This is a genomic window from Methylobacterium sp. J-043 (assembly GCF_022829505.1).
Taxonomy (GTDB): Bacteria; Pseudomonadota; Alphaproteobacteria; order Rhizobiales; family Beijerinckiaceae; genus Methylobacterium; species Methylobacterium extorquens_A.
In genome coordinates this window covers 18,066-34,375 of the sequence record NZ_JAKSYB010000025.1, presented here as the reverse complement: position 1 = coordinate 34,375, position 16,310 = coordinate 18,066, and the positions used below count along the sequence as shown (strand labels likewise).

At 66.7% G+C, this 16,310-nt stretch carries 14 protein-coding genes, 1 tRNA gene and 3 pseudogenes; 4 read left to right on the top strand and 14 right to left on the bottom strand.

What is annotated here, in order from left to right; genetic code table 11:
* Nucleotides 1–70 precede the first annotated feature (70 nt).
* The 3 genes from MKK50_RS01685 to MKK50_RS01675 all read right to left on the bottom strand — a co-directional run bounded on the left by MKK50_RS01685 (nt 71) and on the right by MKK50_RS01675 (nt 4,267).
* Nucleotides 71–1,318 carry an Hsp70 family protein gene (locus MKK50_RS01685; protein ID WP_499019944.1) on the bottom strand — a complete coding sequence of 416 codons (1,248 nt, stop codon included), beginning with the start codon at nt 1,316–1,318 and terminating at the stop codon, nt 71–73.
* A gap of 106 nt (nt 1,319–1,424) precedes the next feature.
* Entirely contained in the window at nt 1,425–2,918 is a 1,494-nt protein-coding gene (locus tag MKK50_RS01680; RefSeq protein WP_499019941.1) for a carboxypeptidase M32, read from the bottom strand.
* 35 nt (nt 2,919–2,953) lie between these two features.
* Nucleotides 2,954–4,267, bottom strand: a complete 1,314-nt coding sequence (locus MKK50_RS01675; protein WP_499020146.1) for a replication-associated recombination protein A — start codon at nt 4,265–4,267, stop codon at nt 2,954–2,956.
* A gap of 132 nt (nt 4,268–4,399) precedes the next feature.
* On the opposite strand from MKK50_RS01675, the gene MKK50_RS01670 reads away from it, so the two are divergent.
* The 3 genes from MKK50_RS01670 (at nt 4,400) to MKK50_RS01660 (ending at nt 5,314) form a co-directional block, all read left to right on the top strand.
* Nucleotides 4,400–4,489: transfer RNA gene (locus tag MKK50_RS01670), tRNA-Ser, on the top strand.
* Between the two features lie 86 nt (nt 4,490–4,575).
* A complete protein-coding gene (locus MKK50_RS01665; RefSeq protein WP_499019938.1) occupies nt 4,576–4,842 on the top strand; it encodes a hypothetical protein in 267 nt (88 codons plus the stop codon).
* 76 nt (nt 4,843–4,918) lie between these two features.
* Nucleotides 4,919–5,314 carry a hypothetical protein gene (locus MKK50_RS01660; protein WP_499019936.1) on the top strand — a complete coding sequence of 132 codons (396 nt, stop codon included), beginning with the start codon at nt 4,919–4,921 and terminating at the stop codon, nt 5,312–5,314.
* Nucleotides 5,315–5,747: 433 nt separating this feature from the next.
* On the opposite strand, the gene MKK50_RS01655 is transcribed toward MKK50_RS01660, so the two are convergent.
* Both MKK50_RS01655 and MKK50_RS01650 read right to left on the bottom strand, forming a co-directional pair.
* Nucleotides 5,748–6,152, bottom strand: a complete 405-nt coding sequence (locus MKK50_RS01655; RefSeq protein ID WP_499019934.1) for a hypothetical protein — start codon at nt 6,150–6,152, stop codon at nt 5,748–5,750.
* Nucleotides 6,153–6,156: 4 nt separating this feature from the next.
* Nucleotides 6,157–6,812, bottom strand: a pseudogene (locus MKK50_RS01650) (IS3 family transposase); the annotation flags it as partial.
* Between the two features lie 608 nt (nt 6,813–7,420).
* Here MKK50_RS01650 and MKK50_RS01645 point away from each other — a divergent pair.
* The gene (locus tag MKK50_RS01645) at nt 7,421–8,371 is read left to right on the top strand and encodes a LysR family transcriptional regulator (protein WP_499019932.1); all 951 of its coding nucleotides are present in this window, start codon (nt 7,421–7,423) and stop codon (nt 8,369–8,371) included.
* On the opposite strand, the pseudogene MKK50_RS01640 reads toward MKK50_RS01645, so the two are convergent.
* The 9 genes and pseudogenes from MKK50_RS01640 to MKK50_RS01600 form a co-directional block, all read right to left on the bottom strand.
* Nucleotides 8,359–8,598, bottom strand: a pseudogene (locus MKK50_RS01640) (IS5/IS1182 family transposase); the annotation flags it as partial. The gene MKK50_RS01645 and the pseudogene MKK50_RS01640 overlap by 13 nt on opposite strands.
* A 7-nt stretch (nt 8,599–8,605) precedes the next feature.
* A pseudogene (locus MKK50_RS01635) lies at nt 8,606–9,132 on the bottom strand (transposase); the annotation flags it as partial.
* 452 nt (nt 9,133–9,584) lie between these two features.
* Nucleotides 9,585–11,084: a CoA-acylating methylmalonate-semialdehyde dehydrogenase gene (locus tag MKK50_RS01630; protein WP_499019929.1), complete on the bottom strand. Its 1,500-nt coding sequence runs from the start codon at nt 11,082–11,084 to the stop codon at nt 9,585–9,587.
* A gap of 66 nt (nt 11,085–11,150) precedes the next feature.
* Entirely contained in the window at nt 11,151–11,627 is a 477-nt protein-coding gene (locus MKK50_RS01625) for an SRPBCC family protein (protein ID WP_499019927.1), read from the bottom strand.
* A 29-nt stretch (nt 11,628–11,656) separates the two neighbouring features.
* Nucleotides 11,657–12,361: an ABC transporter ATP-binding protein gene (locus MKK50_RS01620; RefSeq protein WP_499019924.1), complete on the bottom strand. Its 705-nt coding sequence runs from the start codon at nt 12,359–12,361 to the stop codon at nt 11,657–11,659.
* The gene (locus MKK50_RS01615) at nt 12,354–13,124 is read right to left on the bottom strand and encodes an ABC transporter ATP-binding protein (RefSeq protein WP_499019921.1); all 771 of its coding nucleotides are present in this window, start codon (nt 13,122–13,124) and stop codon (nt 12,354–12,356) included. Before MKK50_RS01615 ends, MKK50_RS01620 begins: the two co-directional genes overlap by 8 nt.
* Nucleotides 13,121–14,134, bottom strand: a complete 1,014-nt coding sequence (locus MKK50_RS01610) for a branched-chain amino acid ABC transporter permease (protein ID WP_499019919.1) — start codon at nt 14,132–14,134, stop codon at nt 13,121–13,123. Before MKK50_RS01610 ends, MKK50_RS01615 begins: the two co-directional genes overlap by 4 nt.
* An 11-nt stretch (nt 14,135–14,145) precedes the next feature.
* Nucleotides 14,146–15,036 (bottom strand): branched-chain amino acid ABC transporter permease, encoded by an 891-nt coding sequence (locus MKK50_RS01605; RefSeq protein WP_012252921.1) that lies wholly within the window; start codon nt 15,034–15,036, stop codon nt 14,146–14,148.
* A 17-nt stretch (nt 15,037–15,053) separates the two neighbouring features.
* The gene (locus tag MKK50_RS01600) at nt 15,054–16,301 is read right to left on the bottom strand and encodes an ABC transporter substrate-binding protein (RefSeq protein ID WP_253367995.1); all 1,248 of its coding nucleotides are present in this window, start codon (nt 16,299–16,301) and stop codon (nt 15,054–15,056) included.
* Nucleotides 16,302–16,310 lie beyond the last annotated feature (9 nt).

Sequence of the window (16,310 nt, the reverse complement as noted above, 5' to 3'; positions counted from 1 at the left end):
GTTCGAACTGTCGAGAGAGCCCGGCATAGGTGACGATGCCGCGGGCTTGTTCCGCACCGGGGTGATCGCGTCAGGCCGCGAGCCGCGCCGCCTCCAGTGTGAGGCCGAGTCCGACCGAACCGAACGTATCGCCATCGACTACCCGCGCCCCCGGCACGCAGGCCGTCAGCGCCGCGCGGACATGCGGCAAGCCGGTCGAGCCGCCGGTGAGGAACAGCGCGTCGATCCGATCGGCCGTCAGACCGGCTTGATCGAGGCAGCGGTCGATCCGCTGTGCCATGCGCCGCGCGAGGTCGTCGGTGTGCCCGGCGAGCCGTGAGCGGTCTACATCCGCCGCCAGGCCCGCCTCGACCCATTCGAGATCGACCGTGCCTGCCCCCGCATCGGACGCCGCGATCTTGGCCCCCTCCACCGCCATGGCGAGGGAATGCCCGCGCTCCGCCTCGACGACGGTGCGTAAACGCGCCACGAGTTCCGGCCGGGCGGCGTCGCGCACCACCTCGTCGATCTCGCGCAGGGTCTTGGGATTGTAGAGCCGGTTGATGCTCGACCATGTGGCGAGGTCGTGGAAGTACGCGTTCGGCACGGCGAGGTCCGCCCGCTTCATCGGGCTGCCGAGGCCGAGAAGGGGCATCACCGCGCCGAGGCTGAGGTTGCGGTCGAAATCGGTGCCGCCGATGCGGATGCCGTCATTGGCCAGGATGTCCTCGGCCCGCTCGTCGCGCCGATGCCGCTCGGGCGAGAGCCGGACGATGGAGAAGTCGGACGTACCGCCGCCGATATCGGCGATCAGCGCGATCTCCTCCGACGTCACGGTACGCTCGTAATCGAGCGCGGCGGCGATCGGCTCGTACTGGAAGCGGACGTGGCGGAAGCCGATGCTCTCGGCGATCTGCCTCAGCGTGTCCTCCGCCTTGCGGTCGGCTGCCGGGTCGTTGTCGACGAAGTGGACCGGGCGCCCATGCACCACGGTGTCGAGTTCGACGCCGGCTTGCGCCTCGCCACGCGCCTTCACCAGGGTGAGATAGCGGGCGATGACATCGCGGAAGCGGATGCGCTCGCGCCCGACCGGCGTGGTCTCCTCGATCAGGGGGGAGCCGAGCACGGATTTGAGCGCCCGCATCAGGCGGCCGGGCGTGCCCTCGACATAGGCCTCGATCGCCTCCCGCCCGATCTGCGCCTCACGGCCGGGCGCGAAGAAGATCGCGCTCGGCAAGGTGCGATGTGTCCCTTCCAGCGGCACCAAGGTCGGACGGACGTCCGTGCCGATCCCGAGGGTGGTGTTGGACGTGCCGAAATCGAGGCCGCAGGCCGCCATGGGACCGGATCGCTTGGATTCTAAGGGGAGGGCGGCCCCGTTACGGCCCCCGGCCTCAGAGTGCAATCCCAGAAGCGACTGCCCGGCAATCTCGTTCGACCCATTCCTACGCCGCTCCGAGATAGCGGCGGCGCAGATGCGCCAGGAAATCCTCCGCCCCGAGCGGCTTTCCGGTCGCGGCGGTCAGCAACGCGTCGGTGTCCATCAGGCTCGCGCGGGCATGGACGTTTTCCCGCAGCCAGCCGCGCAACTGCGAAAAATCGCCCTCCGCGAGCGCCGGGCGGATGCCGGGATGGGCGGCGCAGGCGGCCTTGAAAAGCTGCGCGGCGGCCAGCGCTCCGAGGGTGTAGGTCGGGAAGTAGCCGAAGCTGCCGCCCGGCCAGTGGATGTCCTGAAGGCAACCGTGCCGGTCATCGGGCACGGTGAGCCCCAGCAGCTCCTTCATGCCGTCATTGAAGGCGCCCGGCAGGTCGGCGACCGCGAGATCACCGGCGATCATCGCCGTCTCCAGGCGGTACCGCAGCAGGATGTGGGCCGGGTAGGTAACCTCGTCGGCATCGACTCGGATGAAGCCCGGCTCGACGCGGGTGTAGAGGCGGTGCAGGTTCTCCGCCTCCCAGGCCGGCCCTTCGCCGCCGAACGCCGTGCGCAGGGTCGGTGCGAGGAAGGCGCAGAACTCGGCCGAGCGACAAGCCTGCATCTCGACGAGCAGCGATTGGCTCTCGTGCAGGCTCATGCCGCGGGCCTGCCCCACCGGTTGGTGGCGCCACGCCGCCGGGCGACCCTGTTCGTAGAGCGCGTGGCCGGTCTCGTGCAGCACACCCATCAGCGCTCCGGTGGCGCTCGCCTCGTCGTAGCGGGTGGTGATGCGGACGTCGTCGGTGGCCCCGCCACAGAACGGGTGCAGGCTGATATCGAGCCGTCCGCGCGTGAAATCGAACCCGACGGCCCGCATCAGCCCCAGACCGATCTCCCGCTGGATCGCCACCGGAAACGGACCCGGCAGCGGCAGGGGAGGGGCGTCGGCCGCCTGCCGTTCGCGCACTGCGACGACCAGATCCGGCAGGACGGCGCGCAGCGCGTCGAAGATCGGATCGATGCGGGCGCGCCGCATACCGGGGTCGTAGCCGTCCAGCAGCGCATCGTAGGGCGCAAGGCCGAGCGCCGCCCCCTTGGCCTCGCCGACACGCCGTCGCAGCCGAAGCACCTCTTCGAGATGCGGACGCAGTCGCGCGAAATCCGAATCGCGCCGCGCCTCGCGCCAGACCATCTCACAGCGCGTCGCCGCTTTTGACGCCGCTGCAACGAGATCGCCCGGCACCGCCGCCGCATGCGCATAAGCCCGGCGCATCTCGCGCAGGTTGGCCCGCTCCCATTCGCCGAGGTCGGCCTCGGTCGCCGCCGCATCGAACCGCTCCGCGTTGCGCGGGTCGGTGAGGATCTCGTGGGCGAGCACGCTCAGCACGGCCAGTTGTTCGCCGCGTGTTTCGGAGGCGCCGTCCGGCATCTGCGTCTGGGTGTCCCAGCCGAGGATGCCGCTCGTATCCTCCAGCGCGCCGAGGCGGGCGAAGGTGGCGGTAAGCGCGGTGTAGGCCTGCATGATCGGTCGCGATCCCTCGATGTCGTTCCTGACGGTCAATCGTTGCCGCGGCGCTCCTGCCGCAGCCGTTCCCAGTAGGCCAGCCGCTCCCGGTAGCGCGTCTCCATGCCCCGGTCGGTCGGCTCGTAGAAGTGCTGGCGCCCGAGCGCTTCCGGCCAGTAATCCTGGCCCGAGAAAGCATCGGGCTCATCGTGGTCGTAGCGATAGCCCTCGCCGTAACCGATCCGTCGCATCAGCCCCGTGGGGGCGTTGAGGATGGTGCGCGGCGGCGCGAGCGAACCCGCGGCCTTCGCTACCCGTGTCGCCGCCTTGTAGGCCGTGTAGACCGCGTTCGATTTCGGGGCGCAGGCGAGGTAGACGGTGACCTGTGCCAGCGCGAGTTCGCCCTCGGGCGAGCCGAGGAAGTCGAAGGCGTCCTTGGCCGCGTTCGCGACGACGAGGGCCTGTGGGTCGGCGAGCCCGATATCCTCCACCGCCATCCGCACGAGGCGCCGGGCGATGAACAATCGGTCCTCGCCGGCATCCAGCATGCGGCAAAGGTAATAGAGTGCCGCGTCGGGGTCCGAGCCGCGCACCGTCTTATGCAGCGCGGAGATGAGGTTGTAGTGCCCCTCCTGCGCTTTGTCGTAGATCGGCGCGCGGCGCTGCACGAGGGTCTGGAGCTTTTCTGCGTCGAGAATCTCCCCGGGACGCGCCGAGCGCCACACCTCTTCCGCGAGCGTCAGCGCCGCGCGCCCGTCGCCATCGGCCATGCGAACCAGCGCCGCACGCGCCTCCTCGTCGAGGGGGAGGGGCTGGCTATCCATCTCCTCGGCCCGGGCCAGCAGCCGGGCGAGGGCGGGCGCGTCCAACGCACGGAACAGCAGCACCCGCGCGCGCGACAACAGAGCGGCATTCAGTTCGAACGACGGATTCTCCGTCGTCGCGCCGACGAGCGTGACGGTCCCGTCCTCCATCACCGGCAGGAAGGCATCGAGCTGCGCGCGATTGAAGCGATGGATCTCATCGACGAACAGGAGCGTGCCCTGACCCGTTGCGCGCCGCTTGCGCGCCGCCTCGAACACCTTTCGCAGTTCGGCGATGCCGGAGAAGATCGCCGAGATCTGCTCGAAATGCAGGTCGGTCTCGTGCGCGAGGAGCCGCGCCACGGTGGTCTTGCCGGTGCCAGGTGGCCCCCAGAACACGAGCGAGCCGAGGCTGCGCGAGGCGAGCAGACGCGTCAGCGCACCGTCCGGCCCCGTGAGATGTTCCTGCCCCACCACCTCCGCGAGGCGGCGCGGACGCAGACGATCCGCAAGCGGCCGGGGCGCGCCCGTCTCAAGACCGGCGGAAGCGAACAGATCGGACATGCGTGGCATGAACACCGCAGGGCTATCCGTCCGCAAGGGCTCAGCCGGCGAAGTCCCCGATCCTCTGCGAAGCCGGCTTGTGGCCCGACCCGCCCCGTGCTAGGGCGCTCCGCGTCGATACGACACCTCTGCGGAGAGGTGGCAGAGCGGTTGAATGCACCGCACTCGAAATGCGGCATGGGTGCAAGCCCATCGGGGGTTCGAATCCCCCCCTCTCCGCCAAGTCTCACTGATTCTGCTATAGAATTTGGCGATCAGGGCGGCCTACCCCACTATCTACCCCACCAACGTGATTTCGCAGGCCTGAGATGGCGGACGCCAACTCAACTGTCGGCGAACTCTTCAAGACCAAGTTTGTCACCGACGATCAGGTCACCGCGGCGGTCGACGCATACCTCGCCGACCCCGGCACCACCGCCCACCCGATCGCCGACGGCTACAGCCTCGACCTCGCTGCGGCCGTCGCTGGCCATGGCTGGGCGAGCCAAGTCGTCGCCAACCCCGAGAGCAGCCCCAGCTTGAAGCGCGGGGCGATTCGGACCGCGATCTTGCTCGCGCGGGCGCAGAAGGCGTGAGCCCGGTCGGCCGGTAAGCCTGAGGCAACCGGATACCCCCCTATGCCGTCGGCCCCTGTCTCAGCCGGCAGTCGCAATGCTCCTTCCCGAACTTGCGCCCGATCATCTCCCGCCTGAGGCGGCCGAGTGGCGGAAGGCCTTCGGTAAGCTCCGTCCGACCTCGTCGCCCTGCCGCTATCTCAACCCCACCGCTTGGGCGAACGTCCACGAAGCGTGCACCGACTTCATCGAGCGCTTCTGTGTTGAGGCCGTGCGCCTGGGCTGGACGGCGCAGCAGCTCTTCGGTGTCCACCCCGAGCGCGGAACGTTGCGCGTGGATTGGTGCGGGGTGATGGTGACGGGAGGGCACAAGGCGATCGGCATCGAGCCGAATCGGGTCTTGTTCGGCAACGTGAGCGGCTACCGGGATACACCCGGTGCGCCGGTTGGGATCCCGATCTGGGAGTTTGCGGCCCGTCGCGAAGGGAAGTAACCGAAGCCTTTGGCGACGCGCTAGCCGCGCACCTCGTGCACAGTTCGATGCGCGCTGCAGCACCTCAGCGCGCACGTCAGCGTTCCCACATTTGTAAATGAATTATATGTTCAAAATGCCAATGCTGCGCCCTGTACCATGCTGCAGGGCGGGTGTTGTGGTCGGGCTGTTGCTAATGGTCGCGTTCGCATCGGTCGCAACGATGATGGCTTCGAGCGATCGTCATGCCAGCCTCGTATGGGCAGGTCTCGCCGCGATTGGCATTGCGATTTTTACGCTAGGCTTCGAGTAACGGCGGCGATGCAATCGCCGCTATCAGTTAGGAAGCACCCTGATCAGGCTTGCGCGATCGGCAGCTCCTCGACCTGTGTCGTGTTACCGAGCGCTTCGGCGCGGTTGGCGAACATCTCGTTCTCGCGCCCGAGCTGACGCATCAGCGTGTCGCCGCGCCCCTCCGCCGCGAAGGCGGGGAGTTCAGTCTGCGGGCCATGGAGGTGAAGGGCCGGGCCTTGTTCGCGCCCTCGGCTGCGCCCTGAACGCTCGCGATGAGTGGGTCGTCGTAGCCGGTGCGGAACGCCGCCTGCTCGCCGGGCGTCATGCGTTCGAGCGCGGCGATCTTGTCCTCGGTGCGCCCACGCCCGGCTGCGGTCGTGCCGGTCTCAATGGCGTCGATCTCGCGCGTGGCGGCGGCAGAACGGCCCATCGCATCGCGGAAGCCGGGGGAGGCCTCCTGAAGGGCGGCATCGAGGTCGTCGCGGACACCGCGCAGCAACCGGGCCTTGTTACCCTCGCCGGCCCGGCGGGCCTTCTCGACGGCATCGGCGATATCGCCGCGCACCCGCTGCGTCGGCCGCGAACCGCCGCTCCAGAAGATTGGGCGAGGCGGCGCTCCGCTCACCCGCGTCTTTCGGCAGCCCCCGTCACGCGGCCGTGCTCGCAGGGCATTCTCGCGCATGATCCGTTCGATGGGGTGCAGCCCGCACGCGATGCCCTCTGCCAGCACGTCGCGCCAGACACGCTTTGCGCCGTAGGTGTGGTCGCTGGCCACGAAGCTGGCGCGAGCCTTGACCAAGATGGCCTCGTCCTCCTGTGTGCGTTGGCTGGGCTGCCGGGTGAGCCACGCGTGAAAGCTGGAGCGCGACACTCTCAGCGCCGTGCACATCCAGGCCACCGGCCAGACGGCGCGATGCTTTGCGATGAAAGCGAACTTCATATCGCTTCCCTGGCAAAGTAAGCGACAGACTTTTTAGGATGCCACGCTCCGCCTTCAAACGAGCGACATCCTGGCGCAGCCGATTGATCTCAATCTGCTCGGGCTTCATCTGACTTTGACTAGGGAAGGCGTGTTGCGGATCAGCCACCGCCTGCTTCACCCAGCGATGCAGCATCGTCTCGTGAACGTCGAGGTCGGCGCCGCCTGCGCAACACTGACTCCGTGTTACCGAACCAGTCGAACCGCCTCAATCTTGAACTTACGCGCGAACTTGCGACGTTGCATGGAGTACCTCCGGCTTCGCCATCACACCTAAACTGGGTGTCCGTGAAACCGGCCGCAGGCCAGTTCACTAAGGCTTTCGCAGCAGTAGCTCGCACAACCGTGTGCACTTTTAGATTGCGCGCAACTTGCATTGAAGTTTCAACTTGTGGAGTAGCGGACGCTTGTCAAGCCGGAATGCTGCGTAGCGCCTCGGTTTGGGGATTTAGCCTTGCTCGTAGCGCCAGCGCGCAAACCTCAATATGCGATCCACTTGCACAGAAGGAAACGTGCGGACCATAAAAACGCCGATGTATATACTATATAATATACGCGTATTTAAATAAAATATCTGAGTTTTGTCTGTATATGTCAAATTCTGAAAATCCTATGAAAAACATATTTCCGGCTCGAAATCAGCCGAAAACCTCCTTGTGCGACATTTATAGCCTTCTTCATGGATTGGTTTTATGCCATTTGTTAGGTGTCCGACCTAAGAGCGGTTTGGACGATCCTAGCGTTGAAGAGGCCTTCGCAAGCCGTTGTATCTACCTCTCATAACGTGCGGAAATTTCCGGAAGCTGGGACTGTGAAAGCCCTCATTCGGGTGATCACGAGGGCACGACAAACATATGCCGAATTCCCAGGTGCTGCGTGACATGGCGCTGTTCGTCGAGGTGGCTAAACGGAAAAGCTTCAGCCAAGCCGCAGTAGCACTAGGCATGCCGATCTCCTCGCTCTCGCGGCGAATTGCATCGTTTGAACAATCGGTTGGTCTGCGCCTACTCGACCGTAACACTCGCAAGCTCATCTTAACGTCTTACGGCGAAGCCTATCTTGCACAAGCAACCCGTCTTGTTGACGAGGCACAACAGGCCCTCGATAACCTCGTCGCTGAAGCCAGGGGGCCGAGCGGCCTGCTGAAGATCGCTGCCCCGCCGGATTTTTGGGTATTACATCACCTCTCAAGGATCGTCACCGATTTTTCAGCCGTTTACGAGAATATCAGCGTCCACGTCGATCTGAAGCCCACACCCGTTGATCTGGTGAGCGATAGCTACGACCTCGCGATTGCCATCAAGGAGCCGCGTGAAACCTCGCTGATCGTACGAAAAGTATCTGAAGTGGAGAACGGGCTTTTCGCCGCGCCGTCCTATCTCAGCGCTGAAGGTTCGCTGAGAACGCCTGAATGCCTTTCAGTACACCATGCCATCGTGTCCGATGGCGGTGCAGGCACGACCTGGTCGTTCACCCGCGGCAGCGAAATCGTTTCAGTGGCCGTAAGCGGCCCGATCTCTTGCAACTCGCCAAGCCTCGCGCGCCGATTTGCACTGGCAGGTCAGGGGATCTTCAACGCTCACCACCTCAGCGTCGAGCGCGATGTTACGAATGGGCGGTTGGTGCAGGTGCTGCCGGAGTGGGATCTGGCGCCAACACCCGTCTACATCGTCACGACTTCACGCCTCCTGCCAGCAAAGGCGCGAAGCTTTATCGACTACGCTATGAAGCAGCTCCCCGCTCTCATGTTAACGTCCCATCGAGGGAGACAGAGTGGGCTTAGGCTCCGGACTCATAACCAGTAGCTGACGGTTGCGGCGATGCAGACGGCGACCGGGTAGTTGGCTGCCAGGCGGTCGTATCGGGTGGCGATGCGGCGGAAATCCTTAAGGCGCGCGAACATGCGCTCGATGGCGTTGCATCCCTTGTACAGGACGGGGGAAAAGCACGGCTTCCACCGGCGGTTGGACTTTGGCGGGATGTTGGGCGCTGCCCCCGTCGCCTCGATCTGACGACGGATGGCGTCGCTGTCGCAGCACTAGCCCGCATGCGATGCCTTCTGCCAGCACGTCGCGCCAGACACGCCTTGCGCCGTAGGTGCGGTCGCTGGCCACGAAGCTGGCGCGAGCCTTGACCAGGATGGCCTCGTCCTCCTGTGTGCGTTGGCTCGGCTGCCGGGTGAGCCACGCGTGAAAGCCGGAGCGCGACACGCTCAGCGCCGTGCACATCCAGGCCACCAGCCAGACGGCGCGATGCTTTGCGAAAAAAGCGAACTTCATATCGCTTCCCTCGCAAAGTAAGTGGCAGCCTTTTCTAGGATGTCACGCTCTGCCTTCAGACGAGAGACCTCCTTGCACAGCCGATCGATCTCAATCTGCTCGGGCTTCATCTGACCCCGACCAGGGAAGGCATGTTGCGGATCAGCTGCCGCCTGCTTCACCCAGCGATGCAGCATCGTCTCGTGAACATCGAGGTCGCGCTCTGCCTGCGCAACACTGACTCCGCGTTCCCGAACCAGTCGAACCGCCTCAATCTTGAACTCACGCGCCAACTTGCGACGTTGCATGGAGTACCTCAGGCTTCACCATCACACCTAAACCGGGTGTCCGTGAAACCGGCAGCAGGCCAAACAGTAAAGTCCGTCTTTCTGCCTGGTGCTCTCTAACCGGACGGGAAGCTGGCAGCCATGCTCGCTCTTTCGAGGCCAATTGGACTGCAGATATGCAGACCTTCCGATGGCCCAAGAAGGGTTAGGAGTTGGCGCGCTATGATTTCGTCGGTCCCGGCGCTTTAGGAGGCCGGACTGAACGACTTGGCCCCCGCTCACCGATTTGCCCGAGTGGGGTGGACAGAGTGCTTCCAGCGTCATCAGATCCCGCGCCTATTCGAACGCGATCAGCATGAGCACGAGGTTACGTCAGGCTCTTGGGTTGGTCGCTAAGCGAAGGCTCGCGATAGGCATCAAAGTCTGCAGGAGGCCAATTTTTGACCTCCTGCGTATCGGCCAACCTGCCTGCGTTACTGCATGGTCGGCATCACGAAGTCGGCGCCGGTACGGATGCCGGTCGGCCAGCGGGTCGTGATGGTCTTGAGGCGCGTGTAGAAGCGCACGCCCTCCGGCCCGTGCATGTGGTGGTCGCCGAACAGCGAAGCCTTCCAGCCGCCGAAGGAGTGGAACGCCATCGGCACCGGAATCGGTACGTTGATGCCGACCATGCCGACCTCGATCGCGTGGGCGAACTCGCGTGCCGCGTCGCCGTCGCGGGTGAAGATCGCGGTGCCGTTACCGAACTCGTGCTCGTTGATGAGCTGCGCGGCCGCGGCGTAGTCCGGCACCCGAGTCACGGCCAGGACCGGCCCGAAGATCTCCTCCCGGTAGATCCGCATCTCCGGCGTCACCCGGTCGAACAGCGAGCCGCCGATGAAGTAGCCCGCCTCGTAGCCCTGGAGCTTGAGGTCGCGCCCGTCCACCAAGAGCTCGGCCCCCTCGGCCACGCCCTGGTCGATGTAGCCGCGCACCTTATCGTAGTGCTGGCGCGTCACCAGAGGGCCCATCTCGGACTCGGGGTCGGTGCCGGGGCCGACCTTGAGGGCGCGCACCTTCGGGATCAGCCGCTCGATCAGGGCGTCGGCGGTCCGCTCGCCGACCGGCACCGCCACCGAGACTGCCATGCAGCGCTCGCCCGCCGAGCCGTAGGCTGCGCCCATCAAGGCATCGACCGCCTGATCCAAATCGGCGTCGGGCATGACGATCATATGGTTCTTGGCGCCGCCCAGCGCCTGAGCGCGCTTCCCGGTACTGGTGGCCGTCGCGTAGATGTAGCGGGCGATCGGGGTCGAGCCGACGAAGCTGACCGCGCTGATGCCGGGGCTGTGCAGGAGCGCGTCGACCGCCTCCTTGTCACCTTGCACCACCTGGAACACGCCATCGGGCAGGCCGGCCTCCTTGAGCCACTCGGCCATCCGCAAAGCGGTGGACGGGTCACGCTCAGAGGGCTTCAGGACGAAGCAGTTGCCGCAGGCGAGCGCCACGGGAAACATCCACATCGGCACCATGGCGGGGAAGTTGAACGGCGTGATGCCGGCGACCACGCCCAGCGGCTGGCGCAGGGAGTGGCTGTCGACGCGAGTGCCGACATTCTCGGTCACCTCGCCCTTTAGAAGCTGCGGGATGCCGGTGGCGAATTCCACGACTTCGGCCCCGCGCTGGATCTCGCCCTTGGCGTCCGAAAGCACCTTGCCGTGCTCGGCGGTGATGACGGCAGCGAGTTCGTCGGTGCGCTCCTCGATGATGCGCAGGAAGCGGTTGAGGATGCGCGCGCGGCGCAGGGGCGGCGTGGCGGCCCAGGCCGGGAAGGCGGCCTTGGCCGATGCCACCGCGGCCTCGACCTCGTCGCGGCTCGCCAGCGCCACCGCGCCGGTCTCCTCGCCGGTGGCCGGATTGTAGACCGGCGCGGTGCGGCCGGAGCGGCCCGGGGCGCGGGCACCATCAATGAAGTGCGGAATCTCTTGAGGCATGGCTCTGTCCTGTCCGTGCCAGCCTTGCGGGCCGGTGGATCTTCGAAGCTTCGGTGAAAGGGGCGTTCAGGGGGCGGCGACGGCCGCTTCGGAGGCGGGCGCGGGCGCTCCGAGTTCGGCGGCGAAGGTGCCGAAGAACTGGTCGGCGAGCTTGCGCGAGGTCCCCTGGATCAGACGTCCGCCGAGTGAGGCGATCTTGCCGCCGATCTCAGCCTTGGCCTCGTAGGTCAGCACGGTGTCCGCACCCTCCTCGCGGAGCGAGACGACGGCGCGGCCCTTGGCGAAGCCCGCCATGCCGCCGTTGCCCTGCCCGACCAGGGTGTAGCCCTCCGGGGCGCGGAGGTCCTCGAACCGCACGGTACCGGCGAAGGTTGCCGAGACCGGACCGACCTTCAGGGCGACCTTGGCGGCCAGCTCCTCGGGCGAGGTCTGCGTCAGCTCCTTGCAGCCGGGGATGCAGCGGGCGAGCACTTCCGGGTCGTTCAGGGCGGCCCAGACGGCCGCGCGCGGCGCCGCGATGCAGTACTCGCCTGTGATATCCATGGCTTACCTCCCGTAACGGGTCGTGGCGGTCAGACCGCGCAGTAGCGATCCTGAATCGCGGTATCGGCGCGAAGGGCCGCGGCCGAGCTCTCGTGCACGACCGCGCCCTGATCGATGATGACGGCGCGGTCGGCGAGGTTGAGCGCCCATTCGACGTTCTGCTCCACAAGCACCAGCGTTACGCTGCGCCCACGCAGAGACACAAACAGCCGACCCATCTCCTCGACCAGCACCGGCATGATGCCCTCGGAGGGCTCGTCGAGCAGGATCAGCTTGGGGCGCGCGATCATCGCGCGAGCGATGGCGAGCATCTGCTGCTCGCCGCCGGACATCGTCACGGCCGTTTGGTCGAGCCGCTCGGCGAGGCGCGGGAAGGTCTCGGCGATCTCGGCGATGGCCGGTCCCTCCTTGATGGAGGCCGGTGCGCGCAGCAGACCGAGCTTCAGGTTCTCGCGCACGGTGAGGCCGGGCACGATGCGTCGGTCCTCGGGCACGTAAGCCAGGCCCAGCGGAAAGCGGGCATGGGCCGGGCGCCCGAGCAGATCCTCCCCGAGGAAGCGGACGCTACCGGCGACCTTCGGGATCAGGCCCATCACGGCCTTCATGGTCGTGGTCTTGCCCGCGCCATTGCGGCCGACCAGCGCCAGGATCTCACCCGGCCGCACCTTGAGGGAGAGGCCGTGCAGGACATGGCTCGGGCCGTACCATGCGTCGAGGCGATCGATCTCAAGCATGGCCGTACCCGCCGCTCTGGCCGAGATAGACTCGGCGTACTTCCCGGTCGGTCTGGATCTCGGACGGCGTCCCGTCGGCGATGAGCCGGCCGTGATGCAGCACGAGGATCCTCTCGGACAGGCCGAGGATCATTTTCATCTTGTGCTCGACCAGCAGGATGGTGCGGCTCTCACCCAGGCGGCGCAGCAGCGCCACCATCTCCTTGGTCTCCTCCGGGCCCATGCCAGCGGTGGGCTCGTCGAGCAGCAGCAACTTCGGGTCGGCGGCGAGCGCGATACCGATCTCCAGGGCCCGCTGCTCGCCGTGGGCGAGCGAGGCGGCGGTCCGGTCGCGGCGGCCTGAGAGGCCGACCGCGTCGAGGATCTCGTCGGCGCGCGTGCCGAGTCCGGTGAGCGCGTCGCGACGGCTCCAGAAATCGTAGCGGCGGGTGCGGGCCTGGATCGCCGTGCGCACGTTCTCGTGGGCAGTCAGGCGCGGGAACAGGTTGGTGATCTGGTAGGAGCGGGCAATGCCGAGATGGGCAAAGCGCGCCTGGGGCACACGGTTCATGTCGCGGCCGGAGCAGCGCAAGCTCCCGCTCGTCGGCTTGAGGGCGCCGGAGAGCAGGTTGAAGAACGTGCTCTTGCCCGCCCCGTTCGGGCCGATGATGGCGGTGATGCGCCCTTCGCCGAAGGCAGCCGAGACGCCTTCGAGGGCGGTGAAGGCGCCAAAGCGCCGGCCGAGGTTCTCGACTTCGAGGATGGGGTTCGAGACAGGGTTCATCGGCGCCCCCGCAACGCGGTGAGCCGCCCCAGCGCCGTGCCCCAGAGGCCGCGGGGCAGGAACAGCACGAACAGGATGAAGACGGAGCCGAGCGCGAGCTGCCAGTGCGGCGTCCAGAGGCTCAGGACGTCCTCCAGCACCAGCACGGTCAGGGCACCGACGAAGGGGCCGAAGAAGGTGCCCGCGCCGCCCACCAGCGTCATCACAACCGCCGTGCCGGAGGTGTGGTAGGCGAGGCTGTCCAGCGGCACGATCGAGAGGTGGATCGCCGAGAGCGCTCCGCTCAGGCCGCAGAACAGGCCCGACAGCACGAAGGCGAGGAGCTTGGTGCGCTCCACGTCGAAGCCGCAGGCGCGGGCCCGGGTCTCGTTCTCGCGGATCGCCTCGATCACCGCGCCGAAGGGCGAGGCGAGGATACGCGAGATCAGCGCGAGCGCCGCGCCGACGAAGGCCAGCACGAAGAGGTACTTCGTCAGCGGGTTCAGGATATTGAGGGAGACGATCCCGAGGTCGATGGTCGAGACCGTGAAGCCGCGAAGACCGTTCTCGCCCCCGGTCCAGGAGGAGGCCTGGAGCGCGACGTAGTAGACGAGTTGGGCGAGCGCCAGCGTCACCATGGCGAAGTAGATGCCGCGCGAGCGGATCGACACGGTGCCGATGACGAGTGCCAGCCCGCTCGCGGCGACGACCGCCAGCGCCATCGCCAGCAGCGGGTGCAGGCCGAACGCGCCGATGCCGATCCCGGTGAGGTAGGCCCCCGTGCCGAAGAAGGCGGCGTGGCCGAAGGAGAGCAGGCCGGTATAGCCGTAGAGCAGGTTGTAGCCGACGGCGTAGAGCCCGTAGATCAGCACGTTGACCGCGAGTGCCTGCGAGGGAAGCAGGAAGGGCAGCGCCAGCAGCGCGAGGATCGAAAGCGGCGCGCGCCAGCGCGAGACGCCGTCGAGGACGATCGGCGAGCGTCGCGGCACCTTCGGCGGTGCCGCGACGACGGTCTGGTCGAGGGTCTGCATTGCGGGGCTCCTCAGACGCCGAGGCCGGGCTTGCCGAACAGGCCCTGCGGCCGGACCAGCAGAACCAGGGCCATGAAGGCGAACATCGCGATGCTCGCCATCTCGGGGGCGAAGAGCGCGGTCATCGAGACCACGATGCCGACAAGCAGCCCGGCCACGACCGAGCCCATCAGCGAGCCCATCCCGCCGATCACCGTGACGGCGAAGGCTTCGCCCAGTACGACGTTGCCCATCTCCGGATTCACCGAGCGCATCGGTGCGGCGAGCACGCCGCCGAGCGCGGCCAGCGCGATACCGAGCGCGAACACCCAGAGCCAGAGCCGCTGGATATCGACGCCGAGCACCCGCAGGATCTCGGGGTCGCGGGCGCCGGCCCGCACGATCAGGCCGAGCCGCGTGCGCTCCAGCCCGTACCAGAGGGCGACGAGGACCAGCGCCACCACGCCGACCACGAACAGCCGGTAGATCGGAAAGAAGCCGATGCCGAGATCGGCCACGCCCGAGAGTTCCTCAGGCGTGGCGAAGGGCAGGCCGTCCGAGCCGAACAGGATGCGGACGCCCTCCACCAGCACGTAGCCGAGCCCGAAGGTGAGCAGCAGCGGATCGTCCGGCGAACGCCCGGCCAACGGCCGGATCAGGAAGCGTTCGATCAGGAGGCCCAGTGCCCCGACCATCAGCGGCCCAAACAGCAGCGCGGCCCAGAATGAGCCCGTGCGCTCCATCACGAACACGCCCGCATAGGCGCCGACCATGAAGACGTTGCCGTGGGCGAAGTTCACGATGCCGAGCATGCCGAAGATGATCGACAGGCCGAGCGCCAGCATCACGAACACGGCGCCGAGCGCTACGCCCGAGAAGAGCTGCATCGCGATGAGTTCGAGGTCGAGGAATCCCGGATCCATGGCCGCCCCCGCTCTTGTCAGGCCCGGTGGCCGAGTTCGTCGCAGGAGCGCAGCATCGCCTCCGCGCCCGGCTCGACCTCAAGGATCTTGAACAGGTCGGCCTCGCCCTGCATCTCGGACTTCTTCTTGGATTCCGTGATGAGCACCGACTGGATCGCTTGGTGGTCGCAGGCTCGGTAGCGCTCGGAGCCCTTGGCGACGTCGTATTGCAGCGCCTCCAGCGCGGCGATCACCCGGTCCGTGTCGGTGTCGCCCGCCGCTTGCACCGCCATCAGCAGGGAGCGCACGGCCGTGTAGCCGTAGGCGCCATAATCGGTGGGCAGTGCGCCGCCATAGGCCGCGCGGAAGGCGTCGTTGAAGGCCTTGGCCGAGGGCACTGTCTCTCCGAGACGCCAGTAGTAGTTGCTGGCACCCACCACGCCCTCGAAGGCGTCGGCACCGCCCGCGAGGCGCTGGTTGTGCAGCAGCACCGGCACAACGATCCGCGCGGCCTTCTTCAGACCGAAATCGTTGGCCTGCTTGATGCTGTTGGCTTGGTCGCGGCCGAAATTGCAGATGCAGAGGATGTCCGGGCGCATCGAGCGCAGGCGCGGCATGAAGGTCGAGTAGTCGGGCGCGCCGAACGGGTGCAGGATCTCGCCCGCCGTCTCGGCCCCGATGGCGGCCGCCGCGCGCTTGAAGCCGCGCAGCATCTCGTGGCCGTAGGCGTAGTCGGCGACGAGGTAGGCGACCCGCGTGCCCTTCTTGAAGGCGTGCTTAGCCACCGCTGCGGTGGTCATGTGCGGGTTCAGAGCCTCGTGGAAGGTGTGGCGGCTGAAGTCCTTAGCCTCGTTGATCGTGTCGGACTGGCTGATCGAGATGTAGAGCACCTTGCGCGAGCGGGTGATCTCGTTGACCGAGAGCTGCACTGCGCTTGACAGGGCGCCGACGATGAAGTGGGCCCGGTCCTTCTCGATCAGTTCCAGCGTCCGGGTCGCGGCCTCGCCGGGGTTGAGCTTGTCGTCGCGCACCAGCAGCTCGGCCATGCGACCGTTCAGGCCGCCGGCCTCGTTGAACTGCTTCACGGCCAGCTCCGCCGAGCGGATCTGGTCCTTGGCCTCGGCGCCGAACGGGCCGGTGACCGGCGTCGGGAAGCCGATGCGGATCGGCTCCGCCGCCTGGGCGACGAAGGGCATGCCGATCCCGGCGAGCGCGCCGGCCGCAGCCATGCCCCGCACGAGCGTGCGGCGCGAGACGGCGCTGTATCCCGGTCCCTGTCGGATCATCGTTCTCTC